The organism is Streptomyces sp. NPDC048441 (assembly GCF_043200235.1).
Classification (GTDB): Bacteria; Actinomycetota; Actinomycetes; order Streptomycetales; family Streptomycetaceae; genus Streptomyces.
Window position 1 is genome coordinate 127,379 of record NZ_JBICXM010000015.1, and the last position, 14,554, is coordinate 141,932.

The window sequence follows — 14,554 nt, forward strand, 5'->3', positions numbered from 1 at the left end:
GAGGCTCGGCCCCGAACATTGTGGATCTTGGTGGACGACTCACACTTTGTGGATAACCCGCTCACTCGAACCGGTGAGCTCAGCCCCCCGGCAGCTCGAGATCGCTCTTGTTGAGCTCCTCGATATTCACGTCCTTGAACGTGAGCACCCGTACCTGCTTCACGAACCGTGCGGGCCGGTACATGTCCCACACCCAGGCGTCCGCCATGGACACCTCGAAGAAAACCTCACCCTGGACCGAGTGCACCTGCATCTCGTAGTCATTGGTGAGGTAGAAGCGCCGTTCGGTCTCGATCACATATTTGAACAGACCGACGACATCGCGGTACTCCCGGTAGAGCTTCAGCTCCATCTCGGTCTCGTACTTCTCGAGGTCCTCGGCGCTCATGGCATGTTCCCCTTCAGCCGTGCGTCCCCCTATTGTGCGTCAGCCCCTGGAGCCTCTACACGATTTCCGTGGCGAGGGTCTCGAGCCGACTCGGGGGACCCTCGTCGAGCAGCCGGCGAAGCAACTCGGCGAGCCTGGTCGGATACACCGTCTCATGTGCCTCGGTCAGTTCCTGGCACGTCCACCAACGCGCTCCCGCGACACTCCGCCTTTCCAGCTCCGTCAGCCCTGTGGCCTGCGTAGACGTCTGTGACGTACGCGCCAGGAAGTACCGCTCGTCCTGGTCCCAGCGCCGTCCGGCGAAGGGAAAGGAGCAGAACCGCTGCCACAGGGCGGGGCCGAGCTCGACCTCGGTGATGCCCGTCTCTTCCATCAGTTCACGCAGTGCGGCCTGTTCATGCGTCTCGTCGCCCTCCAGACCTCCGCCCGGCGTGAACCACCAGTGGTTCGCCACATCCTCCGGCTCATGGCCGTGAAGGAGCAGGATCCGGTCCTGCGGGTCGAGCAGCACGACCCGCGCCACCCTGCGCCGCCGCTGTGCCGCCTCTCCCGCCGCCGTCTGCCCCTCAGCCGACATGCGCGGTCGCCCCCGAGCGGTCACGGCTCTGCGGGCGCTCACGCCCGCGCCGCAGCCGGTTGGCCACCGGACCGTACGCCGCGCCGCCCAGGACGAGCACCGCACCGGCCACGACCGCCCACACCATCAACCGCACGGGCCCCGGCTCGGAGATGCCGCCCCGCATGTCCGCGAAGCCGTCCGGACGCTCGAGCGTCCCGAACTTGCCCATCGGCCAGGCCACCGCGTCGACCCGCCCCTTCACCGCGCCCCGCGGCACGGAGCCGTGGTTCGAGTCGCCCAGGTGCACGCTGGAGTCCAGGGAGCCGCTGCGCTCGTCGCCGAGCATGAACAGATTGCCCTTGGGGACGGTGGTGGGCGGGATCCCGGTGGCCGAGGCCCCCTTGTCCGCGGGAAGATACGGTTCTGCGACTTCCTTGCCGTTCACGGTCAGCTTGCCGTCCGTGCAGCAGGCCACCCTGTCGCCGCCGATGCCGACGACACGCTTGACCATCGGCAGGTCGCCCCAGCTCGACTGCTGGAAGACGACGACGTCACCTCGACGCACCTCGTCACCGTCTATCCGCTCCGCGAGGACCCGGTCACCCGCGCCGATCGTCGGCGTCATCGACCCGGTGGGAACGGTGTACGGCTGGTACAGGACAGCACCCCAGATGAAGCCGCCCAGGAAGAGCACACAGCCGAGGGCCACGGCCAGTCCCGACAGCACGCTGCCGAGCCGCCCGCGGCCCTCGTCCGTACGTTGTGTCCTGCTCATCCCAGTGCTCCCCTATCTCGGAGACGACCCCGCGACCCCTACGTGAAGGGGCACGGAAGATCGGCGATCTGGGACGGCACCCTACCCGGCGGTACGTCCGCCAGAAACCCTCGCACCCTTGGCGGCGGCCACCGTGAGACGACGCCTGCGCCACAGCACGATCGGCACCGCACCCGCGAGCCCGAGGGCCGCCGGCGTCGCGTTCATCGCGGCGTTGATGCCCGGCTGATCGAAGGTGTCCGGCTTGGGCAGCGTCGCCCAGCGGGTGGGCGGCCAGGCGATCACGATGGCGCGGCCCACGACGTTGTCCACGGGGACGGCGCCGCCGCCGGGCTGGTTCTGGTGGTAGCGGGAATCCAGCGAGTTCTGCCGGTGGTCACCCATGACCCAGATTTTGCCCGCGGGAACGGTGACCTTGAACTGACCGCCCTGGTCGTCGACGCTGCAAGGGGTGTTGCCCTCGAAGACGTACGGCTCGTTCAGCGACTTGCCGTTGACCTTCACCGGGCCGGTGCCCTTGCACTCGACCGTGTCGCCGCCGACCGCGATGACCCGCTTGATCAGGTCCTTCTCATCGGCGGACGGCATCAGTCCGACCCAGCCGAGCACTCGCTGGATCGCGTTCGGATCGGGCGTCGGCTCACCGTCGAGCCAGTGGCCGGGGTCGTTGAAGACGACCACCTCACCGCGCTCGGGCTCCGAGCCGAACCACGGCGTCAGCTTGTCGACCAGGACACGGTCGCCCTGCTGGAGCGTGTTCTGCATCGAGTCCGAAGGAATCGAGAACGCCTGCACCAGGAAGGTCTTGATCACCAGTGCCAGGATCAGCGCGATGCCGATGAGGAGAGGCAGCTCCTTCCAGAAGGAGCGTGACTTCTTCGCCCCCTTGGCCCGCTTGCCGTCGAGCTCACTGGGTGCGGGAGTGGCACCCTCGGTGTCACTCCCGGGGTTCACGCCGTCCGCCGCGGACTCGGCCTCCGACTCGTCTGATCGCCCTGGCTGCTCCTCGGGCCCACCGTGTCCGGACCGTGCGCCGACCGCCACATCCCCCACATCCACTCCTCAGTCCGTGCCGCTGCCCGCTCCTGATGCGATGCAGGCCCACCACTCCCATAACGAGCGGGAGTTCCGCAGGGGTCGGGAGTCCGGTCAATCCGTATCGATCGCCAGGTGCCACCCTATGCGACGGCCCGATGGCGGTGTCCGATGCCGCACGCGCGTCGGGCACGGACGCGTACGTATCCGGCTCCTCCAGCTTGCGCCAGTGGTCGAACGGCCAGGCGATGACGAGCGCCCGTCCCACGACGCTCTCCTCGGAGACAGTGCCGCTGAACTTCTCTGTCCGATGGAAGCGCGAGTCGGCCGAGTCGGAACGGTGGTCGCCCATCACGAAGATGCGCCCCTCGGGGACCTTCACCTCGAACTCGAAGGAGGACGGGTCGTCGCCCGGATTGATGTAAGGCTCGGTGAGCGGGACTCCGTTGACCGTGAGTTTGTTGTTCTTGTCGCAGCACTTCACGGTGTCGCCGCCGACTCCGACCACGCGCTTGATCAGGTCCCGTTCGTCGTCGGACGGAAGCAGTCCGATGAAGGTCAGCCCCTGCTTGACCTGCTTGACCCCTACAGGGTCGTCCTTCTTCTTGGTCTTCTCTTCCTCGAGCCAGTTCCCCGGGTCCCGGAAGACGACCACGTCACCGCGCTCGGGCTTGGAGCCGAACCACGGGGTGAGCTTGTCGACGAGGACGCGGTCGCCGATCTTGATCGTCTGCTCCATCGAGCCCGAAGGAATCACGAAGGCCTGCACCAGGAAGGTCTTCAGGACGAGGGCTATCAGCAGCGCGACACCTATGAGGAGAGGTATCTCCTTGATCGCCGAGCGCTGCCTGCGCCGCTTGACCTTCTTGGCGAGCTTGCGCCGCTCGGCCCTTCCGGGCAGTACGGGGCCGGTGGTTGGCCGGGATCCGGTGGGCAGCCGAGTGTCGGACCGATGGCTGGCGGCGCGCGTGCGCCCGCGGTTACCCATGCGTGCCCCCTGGTGCGGGCACGCGCGCGTAGCCGTCGGGACGCTCCAGGGACGTCCAGTGGCCGATGGGCCAGGCGATCCAGTCGGCCCTGCCGATCACGGAGTCGACGGGGATCATGCCGCCGCCGGGCAGGCCCAAGTAGTCGCGGGAGTCACGGGAGTCGCTGCGATGGTCACCGAGGACGAACAGGCTTCCTTCAGGTACAACGGCGACGAAGGGCACCTTGGAGGGGACATCCCCGGGGTACAGGTACGGCTCGTCGACAGGCTCGCCGTTCACCTTGATCCTCCCCCGCTTGTCGCAGCAGACCACTCGGTCTCCCCCCACGCCCGCGACCCGCTTGATGTAGTCAGCATCCCCGAAGTAACCGCTGCCGTCGAAGACGACCGCGTCACCCCGCTGCGGCTCAGAACCGAAACGGTACGCCAACTTGTTGACGAGTACGCGGTCTCCCACCCGGAACGCGGGCTGCATGGAGCCGCTGGGGATCTGGAAGGGCTGCATCACGAAGGTGCTGACGAGCAGCAGCGACGCCATGCAGATGAGCAGCGTCAGCGTGAATCCGCCGCCCGGCAGCCAGGACACGACGGACATGAAAACGGAGCGCGACCGGTCCTCCGTCCCCTCGGACTCCTCGACGCGCTCGGCGTCAGGGGAATCAGCGGGTGGGGAGGAGCGGTCGCGCTCCGTGTGCTGTGCTTCGGTGTCCATCGGGGCCAGATGCTATCCGGCTCCGCTGTGGACCCGTGCGCGAGCTCAGTTGTCGCGCTTCTCCTTGATCTTCGCGGCCTTGCCGCGCAGCTCACGGAGGTAGTACAGCTTCGCGCGACGCACGGCGCCGCGGGAGACGAGCTCGATCTTCTCGACGATCGGGGTGTGCACCGGGAAGGTGCGCTCCACGCCGACGGAGAAGGAGACCTTACGGACCGAGAAGGTCTCGCGCACGCCGGCACCCTGGCGACGGATGACTACGCCCTTGAACTGCTGCACACGGGAGCGGTTGCCCTCGATGACGCGCACGTGGACGTTGACGGTGTCACCCGGGCGGAAGGCCGGGATGTCGGTGCGCAGCGAAGCGCTGTCGACGGAGTCGAGCAGGTTAGCCATGATCGTCTGCTTTCTTCACTGATGCCACAGGTCATCAGCGGTAAGTTCGTGATGAGGATTCGATAGCTGTTCGCGTCGGACGGGCGTCTTTCCCCCTGTGGCAGGGGCGCACGCTGGACGTACAGCAGCGACCTATTGTTCCACGGCCTCGGGGTCTCGCCCAAATCGGCCGTCGGGGCCCGGCCGCCACCCCAGGATCGAGAGCATCTCGCGGTCCTTCTTGTCGAAGGCCTTGGGGTCCGCGCGCTCGATCAGATCGGGCCTGTTGCGGACCGTGCGCCGCAGCGCCTCGTCCCGGCGCCAGCGCGCGATCTTGCCGTGGTGGCCGCTGACCAGCACGTCCGGAATGCCGTGACCGCGCCACTGGGGAGGCTTGGTGTAGACGGGGCCTTCGAGGAGGTCGGCCATCGCGCCAGGTGCGAAGGAGTCGTCGCGGTGGGAATCGGCGTTGCCGAGGACGCCGGGCAGGAGCCGGGCCACAGCCTCGGTGACGACCAGGACGGCCGCCTCGCCACCCGCGAGGACGTAGTCGCCGATCGACACTTCGCAGACGGGCATCCGGGTCGCGTACTCGTCCATGACGCGGCGGTCGATGCCTTCGTAGCGCGCGGGCGTGAAGACCAGCCAGGGGCGCTCGGAGAGCTCGACGGCGAGTTCCTGGGTGAAGGGCCGCCCGCTGGGCGTGGGGACGACCAGGACGGGCCCGTGGGCGCCTGCCTCGTACCCGTTCGCGAGTACGTCGTCGAGTGCCGCGCCCCAGGGGTCGGTCTTCATGACCATGCCGGGGCCGCCGCCGTAGGGGGTGTCGTCGACCGTGTTGTGCCGGTCGTACGTCCACTCCCTGAGGTCGTGCACGTTCACGTCGAGCTGCCCACGCGCGCGTGCCTTGCCGACGAGTGAAACGTTCAGGGGTTCCAGGTACTCCGGGAAGATCGTGACGACGTCGAGCCGCATCAGGCGTCGTCCTTCGGAGCGGCCTCATCCTCAGCGGCCTCGTCCTCAGCGACCTCGTCCTCAGCGGCCTCGGCGGGCCTGGTGGAGACGATCTCGGCGCGGTCGTCGATCAGGCCGGGCGGCGGGTCGATGATCGCCCGCTGCTCCTCCAGGTCGATCTCGGTGACGATCGACTCCACGAAGGGGATCATCACCTCGCTGCCGTCGGGCCGCTCCACGATGAACAGGTCCTGTGAGGGCAGGTGCGAGATCTCGGTGATCCGGCCGACCTCGAGCCCGTCCTTGGTGACGATGTCGAGGTCCATCAGCTGATGGTCGTAGTACTCGTCCTCGTCCTCCGGGAGCTCCTCGGGATCGATCTCGGCGATCAGCAGCGTATTGCGCAGCGCTTCCGCGCCCGTGCGGTCGCGTACGCCCTCGAAGCGCAGCAGCAGGCGACCGCTGTGCACCCGGCCGGTCTCGATGGTCAGCGGCCCCGTGGAGGCGGGGTCGGTGGCGAGGACGGCGCCGGGCCCGAGCCGCAGCTCCGGCTCGTCCGTGCGTACCTCGACGGTGACCTCACCCTTGATGCCGTGGGCGCGGCCGATCCGCGCGACTACGAGCTGCACTGCTTTCTCTCCTGTCGTGTGCCTACGGAGTGGCCCCGTAGACGACTACAAACGACTACGGGCCGAGGAAGGCCAAGAAGCCCTCCCCGGCCCGTGCCGGTGCTGCAGGTGGTTCAGTGAACCTGGTCCACGTCGACGAGGTCGACGCGGACACCGCGGCCGCCGATGGCGCCCACGACGGTCCGCAGAGCGCGAGCGGTGCGGCCGTTACGGCCGATCACCTTACCGAGGTCGTCCGGGTGGACCCGGACCTCGAGCACACGCCCGCGGCGCAGGTTGCGCGAGGCGACCTGCACGTCGTCGGGGTTGTCGACGATGCCCTTCACGAGGTGCTCGAGAGCCTCCTCGAGCATGCTCAGGCCTCGGTCGACTCGGTGGGCGCAGCCTCGGCCGCGTCCGCCTTCTTGTCAGCCTTCTTGGCCTTCTGGGTGATGGCCTCACCCTTCGCCTCGTCGCCCTCGAGGCCCTTGGTGAAGGCTTCGAACGCGGCGCGCTTGTCCTTGGGCTCCGCGACGAGCAGCGGCGCCGGGGCCGGAAGGCCCTTGTGCGCCTGCCAGTCACCGGTGAGCTTCAGGATCGCCATGACCGGCTCGGTCGGCTGAGCGCCGACGGAGAGCCAGTACTGCGCACGCTCCGAGTTGACCTCGATGCGCGAGGGGTTCTGCACCGGGTGGTACAGGCCGATCTCCTCGATGGCCCGACCATCACGGCGGGTACGGGAGTCGGCGACGACGATGCGGTAGTGAGGCGCACGGATCTTACCCAGACGCTTCAGCTTGATCTTGACTGCCACTGGAGTGGTGTCTCCTGGTCTTGACGTGGTTGGGCACAACTAGATGCCACGTGGGGTTGCGGTACTCGGAGTGCCCGATGGACGCGTCAGCCGGAGGCGAGAGGGTTCCTATGCGGCTGTCGAGTACAGCTAGCCATTGTGCCATACGTCGTCGGGGCGACCGAAACCGGTCCGGCCGCCCCTGTCCGGCTCAGCCGTGTCACCCGGCGGCGGCGCCGACCACTTCCGGGATACGGAAGGGCTTGCCGCAGCCGCCGCAGACGATGGGCGCCTGGGCGAGCACCGACGGGACCACGCGGACGTTGCGCCCGCAGTCGCAGACCGCCTTGACGCGGACGCCGCCCCCGGAGGAGCCGTGCCGGGCGGCCGGGCCCCGGAAGCTGCGTGCCGTGTCGGCGGCGGTCGCCGCGGTGTGTGCCTTGAGGGCGCGCTGGAGCCGCTCGATCGTCGGGCGGTAGCGCTTGCGCGCCTCGGGGTTGAGCGTGACCAGCGAGAAGCCACTGCTGGGGTGCGGCTCATCGGGGTGGTCAAGACCCAGCTCCTCGGCGATCGCGAGGAATCTGCGGTTGTGATAGCGGCCCGCTCGTGAGGTGTCGCGTACGCCGCGTGACGCGGCGATGCCATGGACTGCCTCATGGAGCAGTCGCTCGAAGGAGAGCTCGGCGCCGCAGGCGGACGACGACTCTCCGATCAGGGATTCGGGCGCGGCAAGATCTGGCAGCTCGGGGTGGTGCCGCTGAATATCGGCCCACGCCTGTGCCAGCTCTGCGGCGAGAACAGGTGGTGTCGTGCTCACGTCGTGAACAACGAGCAGGGACCCTTGGGGGTTCCATTCCGGGGCATCCCAAATAATTTGCACGTACCCGTCAGTTGCCATTGATGTGCCATTGATGCGTCCGGACGAGGGCGGGTGCGCTGATCTGCGCAGAAGCCTCGCAGCTCATAGCAAGCCGGTACGTAGTAGCGCGTACGCCCCGGCTCGTAGAAGAAGTCCCCACGCCGGAGCCTGTGTTGCCTGAGCAGGCGTACGAGCCGGGAACGAGCGCTCTGGTACCGGACGGGCGCCCCTCAGTAGGCGCGGGCCACGACAGCGACGTTACCCGGGGTCTCATCGGCGTCCGGCACCGCCCCGTCCGCCGCGACCAGACACCGTACGGACACGGAGTGCTCGGCGAGCTTCGCCTCGCCCTCCGGGCCGAGCGTGGCCCACGGGATGCGCGCCCAGCCGCCGGCGGACGTGGCCTCCAAGGCCTGGTCGATGGTGGTGACGTCCGACGTGCGGGACTCGCGGCGCTCGCGGGCCTGGTCGAGGAGCAGCTGCTGGTCCTCTTCGAGGACAGTGGGGAGCAGCGCCGCGAGGGAGTCGATCGCGACCGGCTCCTTGCCGCCCTCGCTGTGCTTGTCCAAGATCCGGCGCGCCAGCATCGCGGTCCCGTTCTCCAGATCGCGCGGGCCGACCTCGACGCGGACCGGCACTCCCTTGAGCTCCCAGTCGACGGCGCGGCGCCCGAAGGGGGTGTCCGTGCGGTCGTCGACCTGGACGCGCACGCCCGCGGCCTTCAGACGGTCGCCGATCTCGCGGACCTTGGCGAGCACCGCGTCGTCGCCCTTGACGGCGAGGACGACGACCTGGACGGGCGCCAGGCGCGGCGGGACCCGCAGACCGCTGTCGTCGCCGTGCATCATCACCAGAGCGCCGACCATCCGCGTCGTACTGCCCCAGGAGGTCTGCCAGACGAGCTCCTGCTTGCCTTCCTTGGAGAGGTACTGGGTGTGGAAGGCCTTGGCGAAGTTCTGGCCGAGCTCGTGGCTCGTGCCGAGCTGGAGGGCCTTGCCGTCGCCCATCATGCCTTCGAGGGTGAGGGTGTTGATGGCGCCCGCGAAGCGCTCCTGGGCGGTCTTGCGGCCCAGGACGAAGTCCATCGCGAGGACGTCCCGCATGAAGGCTCCATAGACGTCCCGGTGGATGCGGGCCGCGAAATCGCGTGCTTCCTCGTACGTCGCGTGGGCCGTGTGGCCCTCCTGCCAGAGGAACTCCGACGTACGCAGGAAGAGCCGCGGACGCAGCTCCCAACGGACCACGTTCGCCCACTGGTTGATCAGGAGCGGCAGGTCTCGGTAGCTCTGCACCCACTTGGAGAAGTACTCGTTGACGATCGTCTCTGAGGTGGGGCGGATGACGACCGGCTCCTCCAGCTCCTTGCCGCCGCCGTGCGTGACGACGGCGAGCTCCGGGGCGAAGCCTTCGACGTGCTCGGCCTCCCTGGTCAGGTACGACTGAGGGATGAGGAGCGGGAAGTACGCGTTCTGGGTGCCCGTCCCCTTGATACGGGCATCCATGTCCTGCTGCATGCGTTCCCACAGGCCGTAGCCGTACGGTCGGATCACCATGGTGCCGCGCACCGGGCCGTTGTCGGCCAGCTCGGCCTTGTTGATCAGATCCTGGTACCAGCGCGGGAAGTCTTCCGCCCGGGGCGTGAGAACGGGTGCCTTAGCCATGGCGCGCATGGTACGGCGGGCCTCCGGAGAGCGTGAATTGAATTCCGCCCGGGGTTCTCCGGGGGTTCTCCAGGGGGCGCACGACGGTGGCACGCAAGCATTGCCCCACAACCCCTGGACGCCACGACGGATGCGGAGTTCTCTGGCATACGGGGGGAGTGCGAGCGCACTGCACGGGGGCGGGGGGCGGACGAACCGTTTGAATACGACACTCCAGCAACTCTCGTCGGATTGGGGCGCTTTCGATGACACCTACACTCGTGCAGCCGCACCTCCCCCATGCGGGCGCGACCCCGCGTGTGGACCGGTGCGCACGCGCGCGTGACTGGGCGGAGATCCAGGAACGGATGCTGGTCCCGCTCTATGAAGCGGTGTACGAACGACTCGAAGTGGGCGGCAGGACCCGGCTTCTCGGCCTCGGCTGCGGCTCCGGCCTCGCCCTCCTGATGGCGGCCTCACGGGGCGCGTCGGTCACCGGCGTGGACCCGTCGGCGCCCGAACGGCTCGCCCTGGCACGCGAACGCCTGCTGCCCGACGCGAGCCGGGACGCAGGGCCGTACGGCGACACACGGCTCGTGGAGGGCGGCCCGGCCGATGTGTCGGGCCCGGACGTGCCCCCGTTCAATCTGGTGACCGCGTTCCAGCCGATCGGCTGTATGGCGGGCGACTCCGAAGGCCTCTCCAGCCTCCTGGAGGCCAGCGTCCCGCTGACCGCGCGCGGCACTCCCGTGGTGCTGGCCGGCTGGGGCCCGCCGGAGCGCTGCACGACCTCTTCTGTACTGAGGGTGGCGACCAAGCTCGCCGACCCTCTTCGTAGTACGGGGAGTTGGCGCCCCGCGCTCCGCGACGACCTGGAGGAGGTCGCCCAGCGGGCGGGCCTCAAACCGGACGGCTCGGGCCGGGTCGCGTGCCCCTTCGGGTACGCCGACACGGACAGCGCGGCCCGCGGCCTGCTCTCCACGGGCCTTTTCGACGCGGCGGTGGGGGCGACGGATCAGGTGCAGGTCGACAAGGAACTGACGGAGGCCCTGCACCCGCACAAGCGGCGGGACGGGACGGTGTGGATGCCGAATGTCTTCCGGTACTTGATCGCGCGTACGCGCTGAGCGGCGCTTCGAGGCCGCCGGACAGACCTAGTCGGCGTCCTTCCGGAGCCGCGTGATGCCCGCCACGCGGTAGGCCGCCGCCTCCTCCAGGGTCTCGTTCTCCAGGAGCGCCGCGGCCAGGTCGTCCAGCTGACCCCGGTGGTCCCTCAGCTGCCGGCACGCACTCTCGTAGCACTCGTCGACGATCCGCCGGACCTCGTGGTCGATCACATCGAGGGTGCCGGGGGCCGCCGAGAGCCCGTACGCCTGCTGGGCATCGCTCGGCAGGGCGGAAAGGCGGCCCACACGCTCGCTCATGCCCCAGCGGGCGACCATGCCGCGGGCGATGTTGGTGACTTGTTCGAGGTCGCTCTCGGCGCCCGTGGTGATGGTGTCGAAGACGACGTGTTCGGCCGCCATGCCACCCAGGGCTCCGACGATGCGGCCGCGCAGATACTCCTCCGTGTACGCGTACTTGTCGGCGTCGGGTGTCGAAAGTGTGACGCCGAGGGCGCGCCCCCGGGGCACAATGGTGATCTTCCGGACCGGGTCGGCGCCGGGCTGCAACATGCCGAGCAGTGCGTGCCCGCTCTCGTGGTACGCCGTGCGCCGCCGCTCCTCGTCGGGCATGACCAGCGGCCGCTCGGCGCCGAGCTGCACCTTCTCCAGGGCCTCGGAGAGGTCGGCCTGCGTCACCTCCTTCTGCTTGCGCTTGACGGCGAGCAGGGCGGCTTCGTTGGCGAGGTTGGCGAGGTCCGCGCCGGTCATCCCCGGTGTCGTACGGGCGACTTGGGCGAGGTCCGTGTCGTCGGCCATCGGGATCTCACGGGAGTGGATCTTGAGGATGGCCTCGCGTCCGTCGCGGTCGGGCGGGCTGACGGTGACGACCCGGTCGAAGCGTCCGGGGCGGGTCAGAGCCGGATCGAGGATGTCGGCCCGGTTGGTGGCCGCGAGGACGATGACGCCTTCCGCGCCGGAGAAACCATCCATCTCGGTGAGAATCTGGTTCAGGGTCTGCTCACGCTCGTCGTGTCCGCCCATCCCGCTGCCGCCGCCACGCGCCCGCCCGATGGTGTCGATCTCGTCGATGAAGATGATGGACGGGGCGACTTTCCTGGCCTCGGCGAAGAGTTCACGTACACGCGATGCACCGACGCCCACGATCATCTCGATGAACTCCGAAGCGGACGCCGAGAAGAAGGGCACCCCAGCCTCACCGGCGACAGCCCGCGCGAGCAGCGTCTTGCCGGTGCCTGGCAAGCCCGCGAGCAGCACGCCCCGCGGCATCTTGGCACCCATCTCGCGATAGGCCTCGGGGTTCTTCAGGAAGTCGACGACATCACTCAGCTCACCCTCGACCTCGTCGATGCCCGCCACGTCGTCGAAGGTGGTGCGCTTGTCGCCGGGCTCCAGCTCCACCGGCTTCGGCGGAGCCTTGCGGCCCAACATGCCGCCCGCGCCGCCCATGCCCGAGCTCATCCGCCGGGCGATGAAGATCCACAGGACGACCAGGAGCAGCATCGGGGCGAGCGAGATGAGCAGGTTGGAGAGGAAGCTGCGTTCCTGGACGACCGGCTCGGCGGTGACGGTGACGTCGTGCTTGGTCAGGTCGTCCCAGAGCTTGTCGTCGGCGAAGGCGGGCCGCTGGGTGGTGAACTTGGTGTACTTCCCCTTCTCGTCCCCCGGCTTCTCCTGCTCCTTTTTGAGCTGCCCCTGGATCGCGTCGCCCTTGGAGTAGATCTTCGTGACGTTGCCGGAGTCGACCTGCTTGCTGAACTCCGTGTACGAGATCGTCGGCTCGTCGCCTTCATTGAAGAAGGAGAGGACGAGGTTGGCGATGAGATAGACGATGAGCGCGGTGAGGATGAGCCCGCCCCAGCCGCCCGGCATCTTCTTCTTCGGCGGCGGCGTGGGCTCGGGCGGGGGCGCGCCCTCGGAGCGCCAGGGCTGATCGGGCGCCTGGCGCGGCGGCACAGGGTTGCTCATATCCGGACGTTACGACACAAACAGCTGCCGGGCACCCGCTCGGGAAACGCCTAGGGCGCCCCTTCTACAGAAGGGGCGCCCCAAATGACGTACGCAATATGAGGCGTCAGCCCATGAACTTCTTGAACTCGTCCGGCAGCTCGAAGTCCTGCGCCTGCTGCCCCGCGGGGAGGCCGAAGGCGCCACCCTCCTGAGCGGCCTGCTCGCGGCGGGCGGCGTCCTCCTGCTCCTGCTGCTTGCGCTTCATCGGGTTGCCGGAGCGCTGCTTGCCCTTGGCCTGCTTCTGCTTCTTCTTCGTCTTGCCCGCGCCGCCACCCATGCCCGGCATCCCGGGCATACCCGGCATTCCGCCGCCCTGGGCCATCCGCGACATCATCTTGCGGGCCTCGAAGAAGCGCTCGACCAGGTTCTTGACGGCGCTGACCTCGACACCGGATCCCTTGGCGATACGAGAACGGCGCGAGCCGTTGATGATCGCCGCGTCCGCCCGCTCGGCGGGCGTCATCGACTTGATGATCGCGGCGGTGCGGTCCACGTCCCGCTCGTCGAGGTTGTTGATCTGGTCCTTGATCTGCCCCATGCCGGGCATCATCCCGAGCAGCTTGCTGATGCTGCCCATCTTCCTGACCTGCTCCATCTGGGCCAGGAAGTCGTCGAGCGTGAAGTCCTTGCCGCCCTTGCTGCCCTGCAGCTTGGCGGCCATCTTCTCGGCCTCTTGCTGGGAGAAGGTCTGCTCGGCCTTCTCGATCAGCGTGAGCATGTCGCCCATGCCGAGGATGCGGGACGCCATGCGGTCCGGGTGGAACGCGTCGAAGTCGTCCAGCTTCTCGCCGTTGGAGGCGAACATGATCTGGCGCCCGGTGACCTGCGCGATGGAGAGCGCGGCACCACCACGGGCGTCACCGTCGAGCTTCGAGAGCACCACACCGTCGAAACCGACACCGTCACGGAAGGACTCCGCCGTATTGACGGCGTCCTGACCGATCATGGCGTCGACAACAAAAAGGACCTCGTCCGGGCTGACGGCGTCGCGGATGTCCGCGGCCTGCTGCATCAGTTCCTGATCGATGCCGAGCCGACCGGCGGTGTCGACGATGACGACGTCGTACTGCTTCTGCTTGGCGAACTCGATCGAGTCCTTGGCGACCGCGACGGGGTCGCCGACGCCGTTGCCCGGCTGCGGGGCGTAGACGCCGACGCCGGCGCGCTCGGCGACGACGGACAGCTGGTTCACGGCGTTCGGGCGCTGCAGGTCACACGCCACCAGGAGCGGGGAGTGGCCCTGCCCCTTCAGCCAGAGGCCGAGCTTTCCGGCGAGGGTGGTCTTACCGGCACCCTGCAGACCGGCCAGCATGATGACGGTCGGCGGATTCTTCGCGAACCGCAGCCGTCGCGTCTCGCCGCCGAGGATGCCGACGAGCTCCTCGTTGACGATCTTGATGACCTGCTGGGCGGGGTTGAGCGCCTGGGAGACCTCGACTCCGGCGGCACGCTCCTTCACCTGCTTGATGAAGGCGCGTACGACGGGCAGGGCGACGTCCGCCTCGAGCAGGGCAATGCGGATCTCGCGCGCGGTGGCGTCGATGTCCGCCTCGGACAGGCGGCCCTTGCCCCGGAGGTTCTTGAATGTCGCTGCGAGGCGGTCGGAGAGAGTATCGAACACGGCGGTCGCGAATCCTCGGGTCGAAGGGGGCCCCTGCTCGGGTGGAGCGGAGCTTGGGTGAGGGCGGGCAAGTCGCCCTCCAGGGTATCTGCCTCGGGTAGAGGTTGAGTGCG

Annotated in this window: 16 protein-coding genes; 1 reads left to right on the top strand and 15 read right to left on the bottom strand. The window is 68.3% G+C overall.

What is annotated here, in order from left to right; translation table 11 throughout:
* Nucleotides 1–79 precede the first annotated feature (79 nt).
* The 13 genes from ACGFSB_RS31075 to proS form a co-directional block, all read right to left on the bottom strand.
* Complete coding sequence (locus tag ACGFSB_RS31075) at nucleotides 80–388, bottom strand: DUF2469 domain-containing protein (RefSeq protein ID WP_003965949.1); 309 nt, start codon at nucleotides 386–388, stop codon at nucleotides 80–82.
* A 55-nt stretch (nucleotides 389–443) separates the two neighbouring features.
* Nucleotides 444–965 carry an NUDIX hydrolase gene (locus ACGFSB_RS31080; RefSeq protein ID WP_393406117.1) on the bottom strand — a complete coding sequence of 174 codons (522 nt, stop codon included), beginning with the start codon at nucleotides 963–965 and terminating at the stop codon, nucleotides 444–446.
* On the bottom strand, nucleotides 955–1,722 hold the full coding sequence (lepB, locus tag ACGFSB_RS31085; RefSeq protein WP_393406119.1) for a signal peptidase I: 768 nt from the start codon (nucleotides 1,720–1,722) through the stop codon (nucleotides 955–957). Before lepB (ACGFSB_RS31085) ends, ACGFSB_RS31080 begins: the two co-directional genes overlap by 11 nt.
* A gap of 81 nt (nucleotides 1,723–1,803) precedes the next feature.
* On the bottom strand, nucleotides 1,804–2,775 hold the full coding sequence (gene lepB, locus ACGFSB_RS31090; RefSeq protein ID WP_393406121.1) for a signal peptidase I: 972 nt from the start codon (nucleotides 2,773–2,775) through the stop codon (nucleotides 1,804–1,806).
* Complete coding sequence (lepB, locus tag ACGFSB_RS31095) at nucleotides 2,660–3,745, bottom strand: signal peptidase I (protein WP_393406123.1); 1,086 nt, start codon at nucleotides 3,743–3,745, stop codon at nucleotides 2,660–2,662. Before lepB (ACGFSB_RS31095) ends, lepB (ACGFSB_RS31090) begins: the two co-directional genes overlap by 116 nt.
* Complete coding sequence (gene lepB, locus ACGFSB_RS31100) at nucleotides 3,738–4,457, bottom strand: signal peptidase I (RefSeq protein ID WP_393406125.1); 720 nt, start codon at nucleotides 4,455–4,457, stop codon at nucleotides 3,738–3,740. Before lepB (ACGFSB_RS31100) ends, lepB (ACGFSB_RS31095) begins: the two co-directional genes overlap by 8 nt.
* Before the next feature lie 45 nt (nucleotides 4,458–4,502).
* A complete protein-coding gene (gene rplS, locus ACGFSB_RS31105; protein ID WP_351165399.1) occupies nucleotides 4,503–4,853 on the bottom strand; it encodes a 50S ribosomal protein L19 in 351 nt (116 codons plus the stop codon).
* 132 nt (nucleotides 4,854–4,985) lie between these two features.
* Complete coding sequence (gene trmD / locus ACGFSB_RS31110) at nucleotides 4,986–5,807, bottom strand: tRNA (guanosine(37)-N1)-methyltransferase TrmD (RefSeq protein ID WP_393406127.1); 822 nt, start codon at nucleotides 5,805–5,807, stop codon at nucleotides 4,986–4,988.
* Nucleotides 5,807–6,415, bottom strand: a complete 609-nt coding sequence (rimM, locus tag ACGFSB_RS31115) for a ribosome maturation factor RimM (protein ID WP_393406129.1) — start codon at nucleotides 6,413–6,415, stop codon at nucleotides 5,807–5,809. The genes trmD and rimM overlap by 1 nt, the downstream gene beginning before the upstream one ends.
* A 113-nt stretch (nucleotides 6,416–6,528) precedes the next feature.
* Complete coding sequence (locus tag ACGFSB_RS31120; RefSeq protein ID WP_030361979.1) at nucleotides 6,529–6,768, bottom strand: RNA-binding protein; 240 nt, start codon at nucleotides 6,766–6,768, stop codon at nucleotides 6,529–6,531.
* Nucleotides 6,769–6,770: 2 nt separating this feature from the next.
* On the bottom strand, nucleotides 6,771–7,208 hold the full coding sequence (rpsP, locus tag ACGFSB_RS31125) for a 30S ribosomal protein S16 (protein ID WP_351165392.1): 438 nt from the start codon (nucleotides 7,206–7,208) through the stop codon (nucleotides 6,771–6,773).
* A 199-nt stretch (nucleotides 7,209–7,407) separates the two neighbouring features.
* Nucleotides 7,408–8,004: a hypothetical protein gene (locus ACGFSB_RS31130; RefSeq protein ID WP_365864749.1), complete on the bottom strand. Its 597-nt coding sequence runs from the start codon at nucleotides 8,002–8,004 to the stop codon at nucleotides 7,408–7,410.
* A 272-nt stretch (nucleotides 8,005–8,276) separates the two neighbouring features.
* Nucleotides 8,277–9,707: a proline--tRNA ligase gene (proS, locus tag ACGFSB_RS31135; protein ID WP_393406132.1), complete on the bottom strand. Its 1,431-nt coding sequence runs from the start codon at nucleotides 9,705–9,707 to the stop codon at nucleotides 8,277–8,279.
* A 245-nt stretch (nucleotides 9,708–9,952) separates the two neighbouring features.
* Between proS and ACGFSB_RS31140 the strand changes: the two genes are divergently transcribed.
* Nucleotides 9,953–10,813, top strand: a complete 861-nt coding sequence (locus tag ACGFSB_RS31140) for an SAM-dependent methyltransferase (RefSeq protein WP_393406134.1) — start codon at nucleotides 9,953–9,955, stop codon at nucleotides 10,811–10,813.
* Nucleotides 10,814–10,840: 27 nt separating this feature from the next.
* On the opposite strand, the gene ftsH is transcribed toward ACGFSB_RS31140, so the two are convergent.
* Both ftsH and ffh read right to left on the bottom strand, forming a co-directional pair.
* Nucleotides 10,841–12,778: an ATP-dependent zinc metalloprotease FtsH gene (gene ftsH / locus ACGFSB_RS31145; RefSeq protein ID WP_393406136.1), complete on the bottom strand. Its 1,938-nt coding sequence runs from the start codon at nucleotides 12,776–12,778 to the stop codon at nucleotides 10,841–10,843.
* Nucleotides 12,779–12,884: 106 nt separating this feature from the next.
* Nucleotides 12,885–14,441 carry a signal recognition particle protein gene (gene ffh, locus ACGFSB_RS31150; protein ID WP_393406138.1) on the bottom strand — a complete coding sequence of 519 codons (1,557 nt, stop codon included), beginning with the start codon at nucleotides 14,439–14,441 and terminating at the stop codon, nucleotides 12,885–12,887.
* Between the last annotated feature and the right edge of the window lie 113 nt (nucleotides 14,442–14,554).